We start from the raw sequence: 18,288 nt of genomic DNA, 5'->3' as shown, positions 1-18,288 counted from the left end.
CTGAACAGGAAGGCCGCGCCGCGCGCGCCTAGTCTGGGAAGGTCATACTGCCCCTGCACGGAAGGGGGCGCCCCATGGCCTCCCCGTCGAAGGCGGGCGCGGCGCTGGCCGTGCTGCGCGAGGAACTGTCGGGCGACGTGTTCGCCCCGGACGACGTGGGCTACGACGAGGCCCGCACGGTCTTCAACGCGATGGTCGACCGGCGTCCGGCGGTGATCGCGCAGTGTGTGGACGAGGCGGACGTCGTGCGGACGGTCCGCTTCGCCCGTGACCTGGACCTGAGGATCGCGGTGCGCGGGGGCGGGCACAGCGTCGCGGGCCAGGCGCTGGGCGACGGCGCCGTGGTGGTGGATCTGCGGCACCTGCGGGCCGTCACCGTCGATCCCGCGGCCCGGGCCGTACGGGTCGCGGGCGGCGCCACCATGAGCGACCTGGACCGCGCCTGCCAGCCCTTCGACCTCGCCACGACCGGCGGCCGGGCCTCCACCACCGGCGTCGGCGGCTATGTCCTCGGCGGCGGCACCGGCTGGCTGGACCGCTGCTGCGGCCTCGCGGTCGACAACCTGCTCGGCGTGGACCTGGTCACCGCCGACGGCGAGCGGGTCCACGCCGACGCCGACGAGCACCCGGACCTGTTCTGGGCCCTGCACGGCGGCGGCGGCAACTTCGGCGTCGCCACCGCGCTCACGCTCAAGCTGTACGAGCTGCCCGAGTTCTCCATCGCGCTGGTGCTGTACCTCCCGGAGTACGGCCCCGAGGTCGTCCGCACCTACCGCGACGTGATCGAGACGGCCCCCGACGAGGCGAGCGGCGCGGTCCTCTTCTTCACCGGCCCGCCCGAGGAGTTCGTACCGCCCCATCTGGTCGGCACGCGCGTGTGCGGGCTGCTGCTGACGTACGCCGGCGCCGAGGAGGGCATGCGCAAGCTGGCCCAGCCGCTGCTGGCGCTGCCGCACGAGACGGAGATCGTCGGGCCGATGCCGTACGCGGACGTCCAGTGCATGATCGACGATCCGCCCGGGATGCGGAACTACTGGTCGGCGGAGTATCTGACCGGGGCGCCCGACGACTTCGTGGACGCCTACTGCGCTCTCGCCGAGGCCATGCCCGTCCCGACGGGCACCCAGCATCTGCTGTGGCCGCAGGGCGGCGCCATCGCGGCCGGGCCGCACGAGTACCCGGTGCCGTACCGGGACGCGCCCTGGGCCGTGCACCCGTTCGGGATCTGGGAGGACGCGGCCGACGACGAGCGCAGTGTCCAGTGGGTGCGCGACGTACGCGCCCGTGTCCGCCCCTGGAGCACCGGGGACGTCTACCTCAACTTCATCGGCGACGAGGGCGCCGACCGGGTCGTCGCCGGACTCGGCGCGGAGAACGCGCGGCGCCTCGCGGACGTCAAACGGCACTACGACCCCGACAACGTCTTCCGCTTCAACCACAACATCAAGCCCGCCTGACCGGCCGCTCGGCTGTCTGTCGGGGCGTGTGCGCAGGTAGCGTCCGCTACATGGACAGCCGTACCGACCACCACCGACCCGACAGCCAGGACGCCGGCATCACCGTGCGGCGGGCGCTGGAACTGCCCGGCCTGCGCAGCGGGCTGCCCGAGATCCTCGCGGGCGCGGACCGGCTGGGGCGGACCGTGCGCTGGGTGCACGCCGGCGAGGTCCCGCACATCGCCTCGCTGCTCAAGGGCGGCGAGCTGCTGCTGACCACGGGATACGGCCTCGGCACCCGGCCGGCCGAGCAGCGGGCGTTCGTGCGCACCCTGGCCGAGCGGGGCATCGCGGCCCTGGTGATCGAGCTGGGCCCGCGCTTCACCCGGCTGCCCGCGACCCTGGTGGAGACGGCGCGGGCGAACGGCCTGCCCCTGGTGCAGCTGCACCGCGAGGTGCCGTTCGTGACGGTGACGGAGGAGATCCACACCGAGATCGTCAACGGTCACTACGCCCTGCTCCAGCGCGCGGAGGAGGTGCACCGCCGCTGTACCGAGGCGCTGCTGGGCGGCGGCGGGATCCCGCAGGTGCTCGGCATTCTGGCCGACTTCGGCGGCAACCCGGTGTTCCTGGAGACGACGGACGGGCAGCTGCTGTACGCCGCCGGGGAGGGACCGGAGGGGGCGGATCCGCTCCAGGTGTGGGAGGGGCTGCGCGGCCCGCGCAAGGACGCGCCGCCGCCCGCCGGGTCGGTGCTCGTGGATGTGCCCGGGGGCGGGCCGGGGGCGGGTTCGGTGCGCGCCCGGCTCGTGCTGCTGCCCGTGCGCGGCCCGCTCGCCCCGGTGCACCGGATGGCGGCGGAGCGGGCGGCGGGGATCCTGGCCGTGGTGCTGATGCAGGCCCGCCAGGAGGAGGAACTGGCGGCGCGGGGCCGGGGCGACTTCCTGACCGATCTCGCCGAGGGCCGGATCACGGCGGAGGACGCTCCGGCGCAGGCCCGGGTGCTGGGCTTCAAGCCCGGCGCGGGGCCGCTGCTGCCGGTCGTGATGCGGCTGGGCGACGCGCTCTCCCCCGGCGGGGGCTGGGCGGTGCTGGCCCGGGCGGTCGCCGAGGAGCTGGCGTCGGTGGGCGTGCCGGTGCTGCTGGGCGTGCGGCCGGTGGAGGGCCGGGTGCCGCTGCTGGTGGGGCTGCGGTCGGAGTCCGAGCGGTCGGCGGTCGCGGACCGGGTCGCGGCGGCGCTGCGGGCCGGGGTGGAACGGGCCGGGATGCAGCGGCCGGGCGCCCCGCCGCCGATCGTGGTGGTCGGGGTCGCGGGCGGCTGGGCGGCGGCCTCGGCGGGCCTCAGGCACGCGGCGGAGACGGCGACCGCCGCCCAGGGACTGTCGGACCGGCCCTGGTACGACGCCCGCCGCCTCGACATCGACCTGCTGCTGTGGCGGCTGCGGGAGCACCCGGACCTGGCGGCCTTCGTGGACCGCGCGATCGGCCCGGTCCGCGACCACGACGTGCGGTCCAGGCCGCCGCTGCTGCCCACGCTGGAGACGTATCTGGCCCACGCGGGCCGCAAGGCGGAGACCGCCCGCGAGCTGCACCTCAACCGCCAGACGCTCTACAACCGCCTCGCCCGCATCGGCGAGCTGCTGGGCACCGACCTGGACGACCCGCAGACGGTCCTGGCCCTCAGCCTGGCCCTGCGCGCCCGCCGGCATCTGCCCTAGGCCGTGTCCGCAAAGTCCCTCCCCCCGAGGGGGTACCGGGGTACCCCCAGCCCCGCGACGCCCGGCACGCTCCACCACGCTCGGCTGCGCTCGCGCGGGCGGGGCCCCACGACTCCGCAGGGCCCGCCCTCCGGGCGGACGACGGGACTTTGCGGACACGGCCTAGCGTCAGATCATCGGCAGAGGCTGCGTCAGCTCGTCGTAGACGCTCAGGACCTGTGCGACGGTCTCGTCCTCGGTGGGCCAGGTGGCCGCCTGACGGGTCCCGAGGTCCCGCAGCCGCTCGTACCGGTCGGGGTCGTCGAGCAGCCGGGCGACAGCCTCGGCGAAGGCCGGTGCGTCATCGGGCGGGACGAGTACGGCGGCCTCGCCGACGAGTTCGCGGATCCCGCCGGCCCGCGCGGCGACGAGCGGCACCCGCGCGTGGAGGGCCTCCTGGGCCAGGACCGAGCGGGCCTCCTCGCCGCCCGGCAGCAGCGCGAGGTCGGCGGCGGCGAGCAGCGCGCCGACGTCCTCCCGCCGCCCGAGCAGCCTGACCGGCAGTTCCTCGGTCTCGATCCGCTGCTGGAGCTCCGGCCGCAGCGGGCCCTCCCCGGCGATGACGACCAGCGGCACGGGATCCAGCCGGCACCACGCGTGCGTGGCGTCCAGCAGCAGGTCGTAGCCCCGGTGCCGGTCCAGCGAGCCGACGGCCATCAGCAACGGGCGGCCGATCGCGCCGAGTTCGGCCCGCACCTTGGAGTGCGGTTCCTCGTAGTCCCCGGGCACCTCGGCCGCGCCGGGCCCGGGCAGCGCCACAGCGGCGAGCCGGGCGTCCCTGGCGCCGGTGCGGCGGGCCCGGTCGACCAGGTCGGAGGTGGTGCCCAGGACCACGGCGGCCGCTCTCGCGACCCGTCGTTCCAGCAGCCGCAGCAGATGCGCGCGGGCTCCCTCGGCGCGGGCCCGGCTGTGCCAGGTGACGACGAGCGGGGTGGGGCGCCCGCCGAGTGCCAGGACGGCGCGGAAGGAGGCGTGCAGCCCGTGCGCGTGGACCACGTCGGCGTCCGCGCAGGCCGCCCGCAGCGCCGCCACGGATGCCGGGTCGCTGCTGCGCGGCACCTGCACGTGTGCGGCGCCGGCGCCCGTGAAGTCGTAGAGGCGCTCGGCCTCGGACGGGGCGCACACCGTCACCCGCACGCCCCGCGCGACGAGCCCCGCGGCCAGGGAGCGCACATGTGCGCTGCTGCCGGCGTTGCCGCCGCCCAGCACCTGCACGGTGCGCAGCGGCGACTGGCCGTGCGGTGAGTGGCTGCTCACGTGGCCGGGGCTCCTGGTTCGGCGTAGGACGGTCACGAAGGAACGGCTTCCTCCACGTACCGAGCCCAAGGATGCCAGCACGTACGGGTGTTCCGTGCCGCCCGGCCGCGGGACCCCCGGCGACACGGCCGCACAAGTCACCCACACGAGCGAAGAAACCCAGGGATGCGTTCGATTACGTCGATGACGCCCCCCGGGTCGCCTCCCTACCCGTCCGCGCGGGCCGTCGCGAGCAGTTCCTCCGCGTGCGCCCGGGCCGTCTCCGAGTCCTCCTGCCCGGCGAGCATCCGGGACAGCTCCCGGATCCGCTCCTCGCCCTCCAGGACCTTCACACCGGACCGGGTGACCGTCCCGTCGTTGGTCTTCTCGACCAGCAGCTGCCGGTCGGCGAACGCGGCGACCTGCGGAAGGTGGGTCACGACGACCACCTGGGCGGACTTCGCGAGCTTGGCGAGCCGCCGCCCGATCTCGACCGCCGCCTTGCCGCCGACGCCCGCGTCGACCTCGTCGAAGAGGTACGTCGGCACGGGGTCGGTCCCCGCGAACACGACCTCCACGGCGAGCATCACGCGTGACAGCTCACCGCCCGAGGCGCCCTTGGCGATGGGCCGGGGCGGGGCGCCCGGGTGCGGGGCGAGCAGCAGCTCGACCTCGTCGGCACCGGACGGCCCGTAGGCGACCGCCCGCCCGCCGACCTCGACGCCCTCCGGGTCCTCGGTCTGCCGGATCGCGAACGACACGCGCGCGTGCGGCATCGCGAGCGACGCCAGCTCCGCCGTCACGGCCGCCGCGAACGTCTCGGCGGCCTCGGTCCGCGCATCGGTGAGCGCCTGCGCCAGGCCGCCCAGTTCGGCCCGCAGGGCGTCCCGCTCGGCGGTCAGCTCGTCGATCCGCTCGTCGTCGCCGTCCAGCTCGGTCAGCCGGGAGGCGCTCTGCTCGGCCCACGCCAGCACCGCGTTCACGTCCGGCCCGTACTTGCGGGTCAGCGCGGTGAGCGCGGCCCGCCGCTCCTCGACGGCCGCGAGGCGCAGCGGGTCGGCGTCGAGGTCGTCGGCGTATCCCGCGAGCTCCCCGGCCACGTCACCGAGCAGGATGCCGATCTCCCCGATCCGGTCGGCGAGCGCGGCGAGCCTCGGGTCGTAGGACCGCACGGCCTCCAGGGCCCGCTGGGCGCCCGCGACCAGGGTCGCGGCGTCGATGCCCTCGGGATCCTCCGGATTGCCCGCGACCGCGGCGTGCGCGGCCGTGGCGGCCGAGGACAGCGCCTCGGCGTGCCCCAGCCGCTCGGCCTCCTCGGCGAGCTCCACGTCCTCGCCGGCGCGCGGTTCGACACCGGACACCTCGTCGAGGCCGTAGCGCAGCATGTCGGCCTCCTGGGCCCGCTCACGCGCCCGGGTGACGATCTCGTCCAGCTCGACGGCGACGGACCGCAGCCGCCGATAGGCCTCGGTGTACTTGGCGAGCGGCACGGCGACGGCGTCCCCGGCGTACCGGTCGAGCGCCTGCCGCTGCCGGGACAGCTTCAGCAGCCCCTGCTGGTCGGTCTGCCCGTGCACGGCCACCAGCTCGTCGGCCAGCTCGGCCAGCACGCCCACCGGCACACTGCGCCCGCCGACGTGCGCCCGCGACCGCCCCTCGGCGGAAACGGTACGGCTGATGAGCAGCGCACCGTCGTCGAGCTCGGCCCCGGCCTCCTCGGCCCGTACGACCACCGGGGCGCCCGAGGGCACGGCGATGCGCCCCTCGACCACCGCCCGCTCGGCGCCGATCCGCACGAGCGCGGCATCGGCGCGCCCGCCCAGCAGCAGCCCGAGGCTGGTGACCACCATGGTCTTGCCCGCACCCGTCTCACCGGTGACGGCGGTGAACCCGGGCGACAACTCGACGACCGCGTCGTCGATGACTCCGAGCGACCGTATCCGCATCTCCTCCAACACGGAGAAGACCTTACGAGGTCCGACCCGAAGAGTGCGAGGCACCCTGGTCACCCGAGCGAGTGGAGGTTGGTTTTTTTGGGGGCGCGGGGAACTGCGCGACAAGCCACGACGAACCCGCAGCCGCCGACGAGCCCCCGCCACCCCCTACAGACCGCTAATGCCGAGCTCCCCGCCACCCGGAAACGGGCAGAGCGAACTTCGCCACCAGCCGATCCGTGAACGAAGCGTGATGCAGTCGCGCCAACCGCACCGGCACAGCCCCCCGCCGCACCTCCACCCGAGCCCCCGGCGGCAGGTCGAACGTCCGCCGCCCGTCACACCACAGCACCCCCGGCGGAATGTGCGGCAGCAGCTCCACGGCCAGCACGGAGTTCGGCGAGGTCACCAGCGGCTTGGCGAACAGCGCGTGCGCGCTGATCGGCACCATCAGCAGCGCCTCGACCTCGGGCCACACCACGGGCCCGCCCGCGGAGAACGCGTACGCGGTCGACCCGGTCGGCGTGGACAGCACGATGCCGTCGCACCCGAACCCCGTCACCGGCCGCCCGTCGATCTCCAGCACCACTTCCAGCAGCTTCTCGGCGCCCGCCTTCTGCACCGCCGCCTCGTTCAGCGCCCAGTCCGTGTGCACGATGTCCCCGTTGCGGTGCACGACGACATCGACGGTCATCCGCTCCTCGACCTCGTACGCCTTGCTGACCACCCGGTCGACGACCTTGTCGAGATCGTCCCGCTCGGCCTCGGCGAGGAACCCGACACTGCCGAGGTTGACGCCGAGCATCGGCACCCCGGACGCCCGCGCGAACTCGGCGCCGCGCAGCAGCGTCCCGTCACCGCCCAGGACGATGAGGAGCTCGCAGCCCTCCAGGCAGTCCGGAGTGGCCTCGGCGACCAGTTCCACCTCGTCCGGCACATGCAGGTCGGAGGCCTCGTACTCCAGGACGCGCACCCCGATGCCCTCGCGCAGCAGCCCCTTCACTACCAGTTCCGCGCTGCGGATGGCGGCGGGCCGGCCCGTGTGGGCGAGGAGGAAAACAGTACGGGTTCGGTTCTCGGTCAACGCGGCCCCTCCGCAACTGCACGGTCAACGTCGGCCGGGTCCAGGGCAGGCGCCCCGGCCCGGAGCCACAGAAAGTACTCGACATTGCCCGACGGCCCGGGCAGTGGACTGGCGGTGACACCCTTCACCCCGAGCCCGAGGTCCCACGCCTTGCCGGCGACCCCGCGCACCGCCTCGGCCCGCAGCTGCGGGCTGCGCACGACGCCCCCGCTGCCGAGCCGTTCCTTCCCCACCTCGAACTGCGGCTTGACCATCATCACCAGATCCGCGTCCGGCTCGGTGCACCGCTCCAGGGCCGGCAGCACCAGCCCGAGCGGGATGAAGGACAAGTCCCCCACGACAAGATCCACTGGCTTCCCATCGATCGCTTCAAGCGTCAACTCGCGTACGTTCGTACGGTCCTTGACGGTGACGCGTTCATCGCTCTGCAGAGACCAGGCGAGTTGTCCGTATCCGACGTCGACGGCGACGACGTGCGCGGCACCGGCCCGCAGCAGCACATCGGTGAACCCGCCGGTGGACGCCCCGGCGTCCAGCGCCCGCCGTCCCTCGACGACGAGCCCCTGCGGGACGAAGACCTCCAGCGCCCCGGCGAGCTTGTGCCCGCCCCGGGAGACGTAGTCGGGGTCGTCGTCGGCCACCGCGACGACGATCGCGGCGGCCGTCTCCACCTGGGTGGCGGACTTGGTCGCGACGGTCTTGCCGACGGTGACCCGCCCCGCGGCGATCAGCTGCCCGGCGTGCTCCCGCGAGCGCGCGAGCTTGCGGCGGACCAGCTCCGCGTCCAGACGGCGACGTGCGACTCCTGCCACGTTCGGTTCAGCTCCTAGTGCCATACGAGGGTGAGGGCGCCCTCTGTGCGTACGAGGGTGAGGGCGCCGGAGGTCCCGGGCGGGCGTCGAGCGCGGTGAGCGCGTCGCGCAGCCCCCGGTGTACATCCTCGTACACCTCGAGGTGTCCGTCGGTGGCGAGGTGGTCGGCGTCGGACAGCCGGTCCAGCTGGGCGTCGACCTCGGCGTTGCCGGTGGGAGTGCGGGGGACGGCCAGCGGGGCGGGCGCGGCGGGGTCGTCCTCGGCCTCGTTCTCCGGCACTGTGTCGCTCATGCCCAGACGCTACCCCGAACCCCTGGGGTACCGTCGATCGCGATGGCCACGATCGAGGAGTGCCGCGCCGCACTCGAGAAGCTCTCGGACAGCATGCAACGCGCCGAAGGGGACGCCCGCGCCGCCGCGGAGCTGGACCGTTCGGTCAGCTGCTGGATCACCGACCTGGACGTCACGTTCGTGGGCCGTATGACCGACGGCCGGATCGTGGTCCAGGACACGCTGCAGGGCCCGCCGCGGGAGAAGGCCCAGATCCGGCTGAGCATGACCGGGGACGACCTGGTCGCCCTGGTCGATGGCGGGCTGAACTTCGCCAAGGCCTGGGGCTCGGGCCGGGTGAAGCTGCACGCGGGCGTGCGCGACCTGCTCGTCCTCAGGAAGCTTCTGTAGCCACCACGCGCGTGCGGGCCTTCCGCGCCGCCGGCACCACCAGCGGCGTGCCGGTCTCCGGGTCGTCGATGACCTGGCAGCGCAGCCCGAAGACCTCCTCGACCAGAGCGGCCGTGACGATCTCGTCCGGCGCGCCCTGGGCGATGACCTCGCCGTCCTTCAGCGCGATCAGATGGGTGGCGTACCGGGCCGCGTGGTTCAGGTCGTGCAGCACGGCGACGAGGGTGCGGCCGTGTTCCTCGTGGAGTTCGGCGCACAGGTCGAGGACGTCGATCTGGTGCTGGATGTCGAGGTAGGTGGTCGGCTCGTCGAGCAGCAGCAGGGGGGTCTGCTGGGCGAGGGCCATCGCGATCCACACGCGCTGGCGCTGGCCGCCGGACAGCTCGTCGACGTACCGGTCGGCGAGTCCCGCCACACCGGTCCGGGTCATCGACTCCTGGACGACCCGCTCGTCCTCGGCCGACCACTGCCGCAGGATGCCCTGGTGCGGGTAGCGGCCGCGGCCGACGAGGTCGGCGACGGTGATCCCGTCCGGCGCGATCGACGACTGCGGCAGCAGGCCCAGCGTGCGCGCGACCTTCTTCGCCGGCATCGACTGGATGACCTGCCCGTCGAGCAGCACCCGCCCCCGGGACGGCTTGAGCATCCGCGACAGGGCCCGCAGCAGGGTGGACTTGCCGCACGCGTTGGGGCCGACGATCACCGTGAAGGAGTGGTCGGGGATCTCCACCGACAGCTCCTCGGCGATCACCCGCTGGTCGTAGGCGAGGGTGACGTTCTCGGCGGACAGGCGGTTCACGCTGCTCCCTGGGTTGTTCTGGTTCATATCCGGCCCGCCTTGCGCTCGGTGACGAGGAGCCACAGCAGATAGACACCGCCGAGGACCCCGGTGACCACGCCCACGGGCAGCTGTCCGTCGCCGAACAGCCGCTGCGAGGCCCAGTCGGCGGTGACCAGCAGGGCGGCGCCCATGCACAGCGAGGCCACGAGGTTGGGGCCGGGCGAGCGGGTGAGGCGCCGGGCGAGCTGCGGCGCGGTGAGCGCGACGAAGCCGACCGGTCCCGCGGCGGCGGTGGCGGCGGCGGTGAGCAGCACGGCCGACACCATCAGCACCAGCCGGACACGTTCGACCCGCACCCCGAGCGCGTGCGAGACGTCGTCGCCCATCTCCATCATCCGCAGCCCGCGCGCGTGGGTGAGGACGAGCGGGACGAGCACACCGACCAGGACGAGCAGCGGCCAGACCTGCTTCCAGTCCCGCCCGTCCAGGGTCCCGGTCATCCAGACGACGGCCCGTGCCGCGTCCACGAAGTCGGCCTTGGTGATCAGATAGCCGTTGACCGCGGCCGCCACGGCCGACACGCCGATGCCGACGAGCACCAGCCGGTAGCCGTGCACACCCCGCTTCCACGCCAGCAGATAGATCGCGGCCCCGGTCACCAGCCCGCCGGCCAGCGCGCCGACGGTGACCTGGGTGGTGGTCCCGGAGAACAGCACGATCATCACGAGCGCGCCGGCCGTCGCCCCCTGCCCGAGGCCGAGCACATCGGGGCTGCCCAGCGGATTGCGCGACACGGCCTGGAACAGCGCCCCGCCGAGCCCCAGCGAGGCCCCGACCAGCAGTCCGACCAGCACGCGGGGCAGCCGCAGCTCGTTGACGACGAGCTCCTGGCCCGGGTTCCCCTCGCCGAACAGCGTCCTGACGACGTCCCCGGACGAGATGGGGAAGTCTCCGGTGCCGATCAGCACCACGCTCGCGGCGAACGCGGCGGCCAGCAGCAGCACCACGACCACCAGGGCCCGCGCGTCCAGCCGCACCGACAGCCCGCCCGGGGTGCGCAGCGCACGCGTCCCCCTGGTCCTGTCCGCCGTCTTCCCGGTCATCTCCGCGGTCCTCACAGCTGGGCCGTCCTCCGCCGTCGTACGAGAAAGATGAAGACCGGCCCGCCGATGATCGCGGTGATGATGCCGACCTGGACCTCCGAGGGGCGGGCCACGACGCGGCCGATCACATCGGAGCCGAGCAGCAGCACCGGCGACAGGATCGCCGCGTACGGCATGATCCAGCGCAGGTCGGGGCCGGTGAAGGAGCGGACGATGTGCGGGACCATCAGCCCCACGAACACGATCGGCCCGCAGGCCGCGGTCGCGGCCCCGCACAGCACGGTCGCGGCGAGCATGGCCAGCGCCCGGGTGCGGTTGAGGTTCGCGCCGAGCGCCTGGGCGGTGTCGTCGCCCATCTCCACCGCGTTCAGCGGCCGGGCCAGGGCCAGCGCGAGCACCGTGCCGGCCACCAGGAAGGGCAGCACCTGCCGGATCGTCCCGTCGGTCGCCGAGGACAGCGAACCGACCGTCCAGAACCGCATCCTGGCCAGCGCCGCCTCATCCATGATCATCACGGCCTGGAGATAGCCGTACAGCGCGGCACTGATCGCGGTGCCGGCGAGCGCGAGCCGCACGGGTGTGGCCCCCCGGCTCCCGCCGAGGAACCAGACCAGCGCCCCGACCGCGGCCGCCCCGAGGAACGCGAACCACACATAGCCGGTCAGGCTCGTCACCCCGAGGAAGGTGATGGCGGTGACGACGGCGGCCGAGGCTCCCGCATTGATCCCGAGCAGCCCGGGGTCGGCCAGCGGATTGCGCGTCAGGGCCTGGAGCACCGCTCCGGACAGCCCCAGCGCGGCACCGACCAGCAGCCCGAGCACGGTCCGCGACAGCCGCTCGTCGACGACGACGTCCGCGTACGTCCCGGAGTCCGCGAACAGTCCGTGCCACACCTGGGCGACGGACAACTCCTTCGCCCCGACGGCGATGCTCGCCACCGCCACCAGGGCGAGGACCGCCACGGCGAGCAACAGCCCGACGGAACGGACCGCCCGGCGGGTCGGGGGCGCGGGGGCGGTCTCCGCGCGCTGTTCGGGAACACTGTCGACCAACACGCGGTTAGGTTAGCCTACCCTGCCAAAGCTCCCGCCTCAGCGGCCCGGAGGGCTGGTCACCACCCCAGCCGCGCCAGCGCCTTCCCCCCGTCCAGCGCACAACTCCCCTCCCCCGCGGCCGTCCAGGCCGCCGCGCACAGCGCCCGCAGCCCGTCCAGCGCCGCGCCGTCCCCGTCCAGCTCCAGCCGCTCCTCCCCCGCGGTCGCCGTCCACCCGCCGCACCGGAAGCCGTCCCCGGCCGGGGTGACCTCCGGCTGCCCGGTGAGCAGCCCGCGCAGATCGGCGTCCACGAACGTCGGCCGGTGCTGCGGCGGCGCCGCCAGCAGCTGCGCCCCGTCGGTGACCCCGGTCAGGACGAGCAGCGAGTCCACCTCCCCGTTGAACGCCCCCTCGATGTCGGTGTCCAGCCGGTCCCCGACCACCAACGGCCGCTCGGCACCCGTCCGCAGAATCGTCTCCCGGTGCATCGGGGGCAGCGGCTTGCCCGCGACCTGCGGTTCGGCACCGGTCGCTATCCGCACCACCTGCACCGCCGCCCCGTTCCCCGGCGCGATCCCCCGCCCGCTCGGAATCGTCAGATCGGTGTTCGACGCGAACCACGGCACCCCGCGCGCCACGGCGTACGACGCCTCCGCGAACCGGCCCCACGGCAGATCCGGCCCGCCGTACCCCTGCACCACGGCCACCGGATCGTCGTCCGCGGACTCCACCGGCACCAGCCCCCGCTCCCGCAGCGCGACCCGCAGCCCCTCCCCGCCGATCACCAGCACCCGCGCCCCCGCCGGCACCTGCTCACTGATCAGCCGCGCCACCGCCTGGGCCGAGGTGATGACCTCCTCGGCCCCCGTCGGGATCCCCAGCTCGGTCAGATGCCCGGCCACCGTGTCCGGCGTCCGCAGCGCGTTGTTGGTGACGTACGCGAGCCGCATCCCGCCCGCCTGGGCGGCGGCCAGCGACTCGACGGCGTGCACGATCGCCGCCCCGCCCGCGTACACCACCCCGTCCAGATCGAGCAGCGCCGTGTCGTACGCCTCGCTCAGGGCCTGCCCACTGCCCTCGGGCCTCGTCCTGACGCTCCGGCTCATTCCGCATCGCTCCTCGTTCGATCCGCTTTCCCTCGATCATCCCGCACGCCACCGACACACGTACGATGCCGGGATGAACACTGCAGGTCACTCGGAAGCAACGGCGCCCCGAGGCCTGGAACTCACCCCGTTCCGAGGCCTGCGCTACGACCCCGACCGGGTCGGCAGCCTCGCCGCCGTCACCTCCCCGCCGTACGACGTCGTCGTCCGCCCCGACGGCCTGCACCAACTCCAGGACGCCGACCCCTACAACATCGTCCGGCTGATCCTCCCCCAGGCGACCACGCCCAGCGCCCGCAACGAACAGGCCGCCGACGCCCTGCGCCGCTGGCTCGCCGAGGGCGTCCTGACCGCCGACCCCGAACCCGCCCTGTACGTCTACGAGCAGCGGCACACCGACGGCATGCTCCAGCGCGGTCTCATCGGCACCCTGCGCGTCTCCGACCCGGCGGAGGGAATCGTCCTCCCCCACGAGGACGTCATAGAGCCCGTCGTGGCGGAGCGCGCGGCCCTCATGCGCGCCACCTACGCCAACCTGGAGCCCCTGCTCCTCACCTACCGCGGCAACGGCACGGCGGCCGAGATCGTGGACCGCACCGCCGAGCGCCCCCCGCTCCTCTCCACCACCACCGAGGACGGCTACCACCACCGCCTCTGGGCGATCACCGACCCCGCCGACCAGGCCCTCGTCCGGGCCGATCTCGCCCACCACCAGGCCCTGATCGCCGACGGCCACCACCGCTGGGCCACCTACCGCAGGCTGCGCGCCGCCCACTCCTCCCCCAGCCCCTGGGACCACGGCCTGGTCCTCCTGGTCGACACCGCCCGCTACCCCCTGCGCGTCCGCGCCATCCACCGCCTCCTGCACGGCCTGCCGGTCACCGACGCCCTCACCGCCGTACAGGACCTGTTCCGGGTCCGGCATCTGCGGGTCCCGCTCCCCGAGGCCCTCGAAGCGCTGGCGGACGCGGCCTGCGCCGGAAACGCGTTCCTGCTGGCCGGCGACGGCACCTTCCACCTCCTGGACCGCCCGGACCCCGCCCTCCTCGCCCGCACGGTCCCCCAGGACCGCCCGCAGGCCTGGCGCACCCTGGACGCGACCGTCCTGCACGCCGCGCTCCTCGCCCACGTCTGGCACATCCCCGAGGACGACCCGGCACGCATCGCCTACATCCACGACACCGCCGCCACCGTCCGCAAGGCGGAACGCGCCGGTGCCACGGCGGTCCTCCTCCACCCCGTACGCGAGGAGGTCGTCCGCGACCTCGCCCGCCAGGGCGTCACCATGCCCCGCAAATCGACGTCGTTCGGCCCCAAACCGGCCTCCGGTCTCGTCCTGCGGGCCCTGGACGTCTGAGGCCCCCGGGAACGGACCACAAAAAACTCCGGAAAAACGTCGCGGACGATGTCGAGAACCCGCGTCGGGCTCCGTCCCCGCTGTGAACGCGACAAGAATGGGTCGCACAGCACCGAGGAGACACACCATGGCCAAGTACCTGCTGCTGAAGCACTACCGAGGCGCCCCGGACCCGGTGAACAACGTGCCGATGGACCGGTGGACCCCGGAGGAGATCTCGGCGCACATCCAGTACATGAACGACTTCGCGGCCGGCCTCGAGAAGACCGGCGAGTTCGTCGACGGCCAGGCGCTCGCCCCCGAGGGGCAGTGGGTCCGCTACGACGGCGAGGGCCGCCCGCCGGTCACCGACGGCCCGTTCCCCGAGACCAAGGACCTCATCGCCGGCTGGATGATCATCGACGTCGACAGCCCCGAGCGCGCCGTCGAACTGGCCGGGGAACTGTCCGCCGCCCCCGGCGCGGGCGGCAAGCCGATCCACGAGTGGCTCGAGGTGCGCCCCTTCCTCACCGCGGCGCCCACCATCACGGAATGCCATTGATGGACGAGGCCCTCCTGAGGAGCCTCACCCCGAACGTCCTCGCCGTCCTCGTCCGCCGCGGAGCCGACTTCGCGGCAGCCGAGGACGCCGTCCAGGACGCGCTGGTCGAGGCAGTCCGCGTCTGGCCCGCGGACCCGCCCCGCGACCCCAAGGGCTGGCTCGTCACCGTCGCCTGGCGCCGCTTCCTCGACGCCACCCGCGCGGACGCCTCCCGGCGCCGCCGCGAGGACCGCGTCGACGAGGAGCCGGCGCCCGGCCCCGCGCCCTCGGCGGACGACACGCTCCAGCTGTACTTTCTCTGCGCGCACCCGTCACTCACCCCGTCGTCCGCCGTCGCCCTCACCCTGCGCGCCGTCGGCGGCCTCACCACCCGCCAGATCGCCCAGGCCTACCTCGTGCCCGAGGCGACCATGGCCCAGCGGATCAGCCGCGCCAAACGCACCGTCTCGGGCGTCCGCCTCGACCGGCCCGGCGATGTCGCCACCGTGCTGCGCGTCCTCTACCTGGTGTTCAACGAGGGCTACTCCGGCGACGTCGACCTCGCCACCGAGGCCATCCGCCTCACCCGGCAGCTCGCGGCCGCGATCGACCACCCCGAGGTGTCCGGGCTGCTCGCCCTCATGCTGATCCACCACGCCCGGCGCGCCACCCGGACCGCACCCGACGGCAGCCTCGTCCCGCTCGCCGAGCAGGACCGCGGCCGCTGGGACACCCGGTCGATCGCCGAGGGCGTCCGGATCCTGCAGACAGCCCTCTCCCGCGACCTGCTGGGCGAGTTCCAGGCCCAGGCCGCCATCGCTGCGCTGCACGCCGACGCGCCCACCGCCGAGGAGACCGACTGGGTCCAGATCGTCGAGTGGTACGACGAACTCACCCGGCTGACCGACAGCCCGGTCGTCCGTCTCAACCGGGCGGTCGCGGTCGGCGAGGCCGACGGCCCCCGCGCCGGCCTGGCGGCCCTCGCGGCCCTGGACGACTCGCTGCCCCGCCACACCGCCGTCGCGGCCCACCTCCACGAGCGCGACGGCGACCTGACGACGGCGGCCCGCCTGTACGCCGAGGCCGCCCACAAGGCGCCCAACCTCGCCGAACGCGACCACCTGAACCGCCAGGCCGCCCGGCTCAACACTCGCGAGAACAACTGATCCGAAACGCGGAAGGGGCTGGTTCCTGGTGGAACCTGCCCCTTCCGCTCGCGCACTCACACGACGGACTCAGCCCTTGTCGTCGTCCTTGTCGTCGTCCTTGTCGTCGTCCTTGTCGTTGCCGCTGTCCTCGTCGAGGTCGTCGACCAGGTCGTCACTCGACACCTCGGCCGATGCCTCGGCACCGGTCTCGACCTCCTCGGTCTCCTCGGACTCGCCCTCGCCCTCGTCGAGGGCGTCGACGAAGTCCACCCCGTCGAGCTCGGCGAGCCGGTCGGAGGCGTCCGTGCTGCCGTCCCGGTCCGCCTCGACGGCCTTCGCGAACCACTCCCGCGCCTCGCCCTCACGGCCGACGGCCAGCAGCGCGTCGGCGTAGGCGTACCGCAGCCGCGCGGTCCACGGCTGTACGGAGTGGGAGGCGAGCTCGGGGCTCTGGAGCGTCACGATGGCCGCGTCCAGCTGCCCCATGTCACGCCGGGCACCGGCCGCCACGAGCCGCATCTCGACCTGGCCGGCCTTGTCGAGCTTGTGCACCTCGGGGGCACCGGCCATGTCCAGCGCCTTCTCCGGCCGCCCGAGCCCACGCTCGCAGTCGGCCATGACGGGCCACAGCTCCACCGACCCGGTCATCCGCCGCGCCGCCCGGAACTCGGCGAGCGCCTCGCTGTACTTCTGGTTCGCGTACGCCGCGAACCCGGCCGCCTCCCGCACGGCGGCGACCCGCGACGCGAGCCGCAGCGCCACCTTGGAGTACCCGTAGGCACCCTCGGGGTCCTCGTCGATCAGCCGAGCGACCATCACCAGGTTGCGGGCGACGTCGTCGGCGAGCGTCTTGGGCAGGCTCTGGAGCTCCTGCCGTACGTCCTTGTCGATCTCCTCGCCGGTGACGTCCGCCGGGATGGGCAGCCGCTTGATCGGCTCACGGTCCCGGTCCCGGTCGCGCTCGTCACGGAACCGACCGCCACCGCGCCGGTCGTCGCCGCGCCGGTCGTCCCGACGGTCGTCACGGCCCCGGAAGCCACCGGGCCGCCCACCTCGGTCGTCACGCCGGAAGGCCGGACGGTCGCCGCGGTCACCTCGGTCACCTCGGTAGCCGCCACGGTCGTCGCGGCGGTCGTCACGACGATCGTCACGGCGGTCGTCGCGGCGGTCGTCGCGGCGGTCGTCGCGGCGGAAGGCCGGACGGTCACCACGGTCGTCACGCCGGAAGCCGCCACGGTCGTCACCACGGCGGTCATCGCGCCGGTCGTCCCGGCGGTCATCGCGCCGGTCATCGCGCCGGTCGTCCCGGCGGTCATCGCGGCGGTCATCGCGGCGGAACCCACCCCGGTCACCGCGGTCGTCCCGACGGTCGTCACGCCGGAAGGCCGGGCGGTCACCGCGGTAGCCCCCGCGATCGCCGCCGCGATCGTCACGCCGCTCGTCACGGCGGTCATCGCGCCGGTCGTCCCGACGGAACCCACCGCGGTTGTCGTCGCGGCGGAAGGCCGGACGGTCACCACGGTCGTCACGCCGGTCATCGCGCCGGAAGCCCCCGCGCTCACCGCGGTCGTCGCCGCGCCGGTCGTCCCGACGGTCGTCACGGCGCCCGTAGCCACCCCGGTCACGGTCCCGGTCCCGGTCGCCGAACCCACCGCGGTTGTCGTCGCGCCGGAAGGCCGGACGGTCACCACGGTCGTCACGCCGGTCGTCACGCCGGAACCCGCGGTCCCGGTCGTCCCGACGCGGGCCGCGGTCGTCGCGCTGGAACGCGGGACGGGGGCCACGATCGCCCTCGCGGCGGTCGTCACGCCGGTCGTCCCGACGGCCGTACCCACCACCCCGGTTGTCGTCGCGCCGGTCGTCACGTCGGTCGTCGCGGCGGAACCCGCCACGGTCGCCGCGGTCGCCGCGGTCGTCCCGACGGTCGTGTCCACCACCGCGGTTGTCGTCACGCCGGCCGTGACTACCGCGCTCACCACGGTCGTCGCGGCGGAAACCCCCGCGATCGCCACGGTCACGGTCTCCTCGGTAGCCGCCACGATCGCCGCGATCCCCACCGTCCCGTCGCCGCTGCTCGCGCTCCGGTCGGTCGTCGGGAGAGTTGGTGGACATCGGTGACTCCTGTCTTCGGTACACAAGCATTGTAAAAACGAAAGGACCCCTGGTCCCAGCTGAACGCTGGGGACCAGGGGTCCTTCCCAAAGATTGTTCGGCGGTGTCCTACTCTCCCACAGGGTCCCCCCTGCAGTACCATCGGCGCTGTGAGGCTTAGCTTCCGGGTTCGGAATGTAACCGGGC

At 73.8% G+C, this 18,288-nt stretch carries 16 protein-coding genes and 1 rRNA gene; 6 read left to right on the top strand and 11 right to left on the bottom strand.

Annotation, left to right across the window (positions count from 1 at the left end; genetic code table 11):
* The first annotated feature begins 74 nt into the window (after positions 1-74).
* Complete coding sequence (locus tag ABZ490_RS43090) at positions 75-1,457, top strand: FAD-binding oxidoreductase (RefSeq protein ID WP_359003272.1); 1,383 nt, start codon at positions 75-77, stop codon at positions 1,455-1,457.
* Between the two features lie 50 nt (positions 1,458-1,507).
* Positions 1,508-3,154 carry a PucR family transcriptional regulator gene (locus ABZ490_RS43085; RefSeq protein WP_359003270.1) on the top strand — a complete coding sequence of 549 codons (1,647 nt, stop codon included), beginning with the start codon at positions 1,508-1,510 and terminating at the stop codon, positions 3,152-3,154.
* Positions 3,155-3,322: 168 nt separating this feature from the next.
* Here ABZ490_RS43085 and ABZ490_RS43080 read toward each other — a convergent pair whose 3' ends face one another.
* The 5 genes from ABZ490_RS43080 to ABZ490_RS43060 form a co-directional block, all read right to left on the bottom strand.
* Complete coding sequence (locus tag ABZ490_RS43080) at positions 3,323-4,450, bottom strand: glycosyltransferase family 4 protein (protein WP_359003268.1); 1,128 nt, start codon at positions 4,448-4,450, stop codon at positions 3,323-3,325.
* Positions 4,451-4,656: 206 nt separating this feature from the next.
* On the bottom strand, positions 4,657-6,387 hold the full coding sequence (recN, locus tag ABZ490_RS43075; RefSeq protein WP_359003266.1) for a DNA repair protein RecN: 1,731 nt from the start codon (positions 6,385-6,387) through the stop codon (positions 4,657-4,659).
* A 154-nt stretch (positions 6,388-6,541) separates the two neighbouring features.
* Entirely contained in the window at positions 6,542-7,447 is a 906-nt protein-coding gene (locus ABZ490_RS43070) for an NAD kinase (protein WP_359003264.1), read from the bottom strand.
* Entirely contained in the window at positions 7,444-8,259 is an 816-nt protein-coding gene (locus ABZ490_RS43065; RefSeq protein WP_359003262.1) for a TlyA family RNA methyltransferase, read from the bottom strand. Before ABZ490_RS43065 ends, ABZ490_RS43070 begins: the two co-directional genes overlap by 4 nt.
* A 7-nt stretch (positions 8,260-8,266) precedes the next feature.
* Positions 8,267-8,551: a hypothetical protein gene (locus ABZ490_RS43060; RefSeq protein WP_359003260.1), complete on the bottom strand. Its 285-nt coding sequence runs from the start codon at positions 8,549-8,551 to the stop codon at positions 8,267-8,269.
* Positions 8,552-8,593: 42 nt separating this feature from the next.
* Between ABZ490_RS43060 and ABZ490_RS43055 the strand changes: the two genes are divergently transcribed.
* Positions 8,594-8,941, top strand: coding sequence for an SCP2 sterol-binding domain-containing protein (locus tag ABZ490_RS43055; RefSeq protein WP_359003258.1), 348 nt, complete (start codon positions 8,594-8,596; stop codon positions 8,939-8,941).
* Here ABZ490_RS43055 and ABZ490_RS43050 read toward each other — a convergent pair.
* Genes ABZ490_RS43050 through ABZ490_RS43035 form a run of 4 tightly spaced genes read right to left on the bottom strand, consistent with a single transcriptional unit; the run spans position 8,925 to position 12,965 of the window.
* Positions 8,925-9,767 carry an ABC transporter ATP-binding protein gene (locus ABZ490_RS43050; protein WP_359003256.1) on the bottom strand — a complete coding sequence of 281 codons (843 nt, stop codon included), beginning with the start codon at positions 9,765-9,767 and terminating at the stop codon, positions 8,925-8,927. The two genes, ABZ490_RS43055 and ABZ490_RS43050, sit on opposite strands and share 17 nt — an antisense overlap.
* Complete coding sequence (locus ABZ490_RS43045; protein WP_359003253.1) at positions 9,764-10,825, bottom strand: iron chelate uptake ABC transporter family permease subunit; 1,062 nt, start codon at positions 10,823-10,825, stop codon at positions 9,764-9,766. The genes ABZ490_RS43050 and ABZ490_RS43045 overlap by 4 nt, the downstream gene beginning before the upstream one ends.
* Before the next feature lie 11 nt (positions 10,826-10,836).
* On the bottom strand, positions 10,837-11,880 hold the full coding sequence (locus tag ABZ490_RS43040; protein WP_359003252.1) for an iron chelate uptake ABC transporter family permease subunit: 1,044 nt from the start codon (positions 11,878-11,880) through the stop codon (positions 10,837-10,839).
* 56 nt (positions 11,881-11,936) lie between these two features.
* Complete coding sequence (locus ABZ490_RS43035) at positions 11,937-12,965, bottom strand: HAD hydrolase-like protein (protein ID WP_359003250.1); 1,029 nt, start codon at positions 12,963-12,965, stop codon at positions 11,937-11,939.
* A 73-nt stretch (positions 12,966-13,038) separates the two neighbouring features.
* Here ABZ490_RS43035 and ABZ490_RS43030 point away from each other — a divergent pair, with 73 nt between their 5' ends.
* The 3 genes from ABZ490_RS43030 to ABZ490_RS43020 all read left to right on the top strand — a co-directional run bounded on the left by ABZ490_RS43030 (position 13,039) and on the right by ABZ490_RS43020 (position 16,008).
* The gene (locus ABZ490_RS43030) at positions 13,039-14,322 is read left to right on the top strand and encodes a DUF1015 domain-containing protein (RefSeq protein ID WP_359003248.1); all 1,284 of its coding nucleotides are present in this window, start codon (positions 13,039-13,041) and stop codon (positions 14,320-14,322) included.
* Between the two features lie 127 nt (positions 14,323-14,449).
* Positions 14,450-14,863, top strand: a complete 414-nt coding sequence (locus ABZ490_RS43025; RefSeq protein WP_359003246.1) for a YciI family protein — start codon at positions 14,450-14,452, stop codon at positions 14,861-14,863.
* The gene (locus tag ABZ490_RS43020) at positions 14,863-16,008 is read left to right on the top strand and encodes a DUF6596 domain-containing protein (protein WP_359003244.1); all 1,146 of its coding nucleotides are present in this window, start codon (positions 14,863-14,865) and stop codon (positions 16,006-16,008) included. The genes ABZ490_RS43025 and ABZ490_RS43020 overlap by 1 nt, the downstream gene beginning before the upstream one ends.
* 69 nt (positions 16,009-16,077) lie before the next feature.
* Here ABZ490_RS43020 and ABZ490_RS43015 read toward each other — a convergent pair whose 3' ends face one another.
* Both ABZ490_RS43015 and rrf read right to left on the bottom strand, forming a co-directional pair.
* The gene (locus ABZ490_RS43015; RefSeq protein WP_359003357.1) at positions 16,078-16,914 is read right to left on the bottom strand and encodes a hypothetical protein; all 837 of its coding nucleotides are present in this window, start codon (positions 16,912-16,914) and stop codon (positions 16,078-16,080) included.
* A gap of 1,283 nt (positions 16,915-18,197) precedes the next feature.
* Positions 18,198-18,288: ribosomal RNA gene (gene rrf, locus ABZ490_RS43010) — 5S ribosomal RNA — on the bottom strand; the annotation flags it as partial.

It is taken from the genome of Streptomyces sp. NPDC005811 (genome assembly GCF_040630405.1).
Lineage (GTDB): Bacteria > Actinomycetota > Actinomycetes > Streptomycetales > Streptomycetaceae > Streptomyces.
The sequence above is the reverse complement of the archived record's forward strand: the minus strand, read 5'-3'. Positions and strand labels throughout refer to the sequence as shown.

Bases quoted from the DNA above. Each gene is read 5' to 3' on its own strand.
- ABZ490_RS43090 (WP_359003272.1), top strand. From the start codon at position 75: ATGGCCTCCCCGTCGAAGGCGGGCGCGGCGCTGGCCGTGCTGCGCGAG.
- ABZ490_RS43085 (WP_359003270.1), top strand. From the start codon at position 1,508: ATGGACAGCCGTACCGACCACCACCGACCCGACAGCCAGGACGCCGGC.
- ABZ490_RS43060 (WP_359003260.1), bottom strand. From the start codon at position 8,551: ATGAGCGACACAGTGCCGGAGAACGAGGCCGAGGACGACCCCGCCGCG.
- ABZ490_RS43055 (WP_359003258.1), top strand. From the start codon at position 8,594: ATGGCCACGATCGAGGAGTGCCGCGCCGCACTCGAGAAGCTCTCGGAC.
- ABZ490_RS43050 (WP_359003256.1), bottom strand. From the start codon at position 9,767: ATGAACCAGAACAACCCAGGGAGCAGCGTGAACCGCCTGTCCGCCGAG.
- ABZ490_RS43045 (WP_359003253.1), bottom strand. From the start codon at position 10,825: ATGACCGGGAAGACGGCGGACAGGACCAGGGGGACGCGTGCGCTGCGC.
- ABZ490_RS43035 (WP_359003250.1), bottom strand. From the start codon at position 12,965: ATGAGCCGGAGCGTCAGGACGAGGCCCGAGGGCAGTGGGCAGGCCCTG.
- ABZ490_RS43030 (WP_359003248.1), top strand. From the start codon at position 13,039: ATGAACACTGCAGGTCACTCGGAAGCAACGGCGCCCCGAGGCCTGGAA.
- ABZ490_RS43025 (WP_359003246.1), top strand. From the start codon at position 14,450: ATGGCCAAGTACCTGCTGCTGAAGCACTACCGAGGCGCCCCGGACCCG.
- ABZ490_RS43020 (WP_359003244.1), top strand. From the start codon at position 14,863: ATGGACGAGGCCCTCCTGAGGAGCCTCACCCCGAACGTCCTCGCCGTC.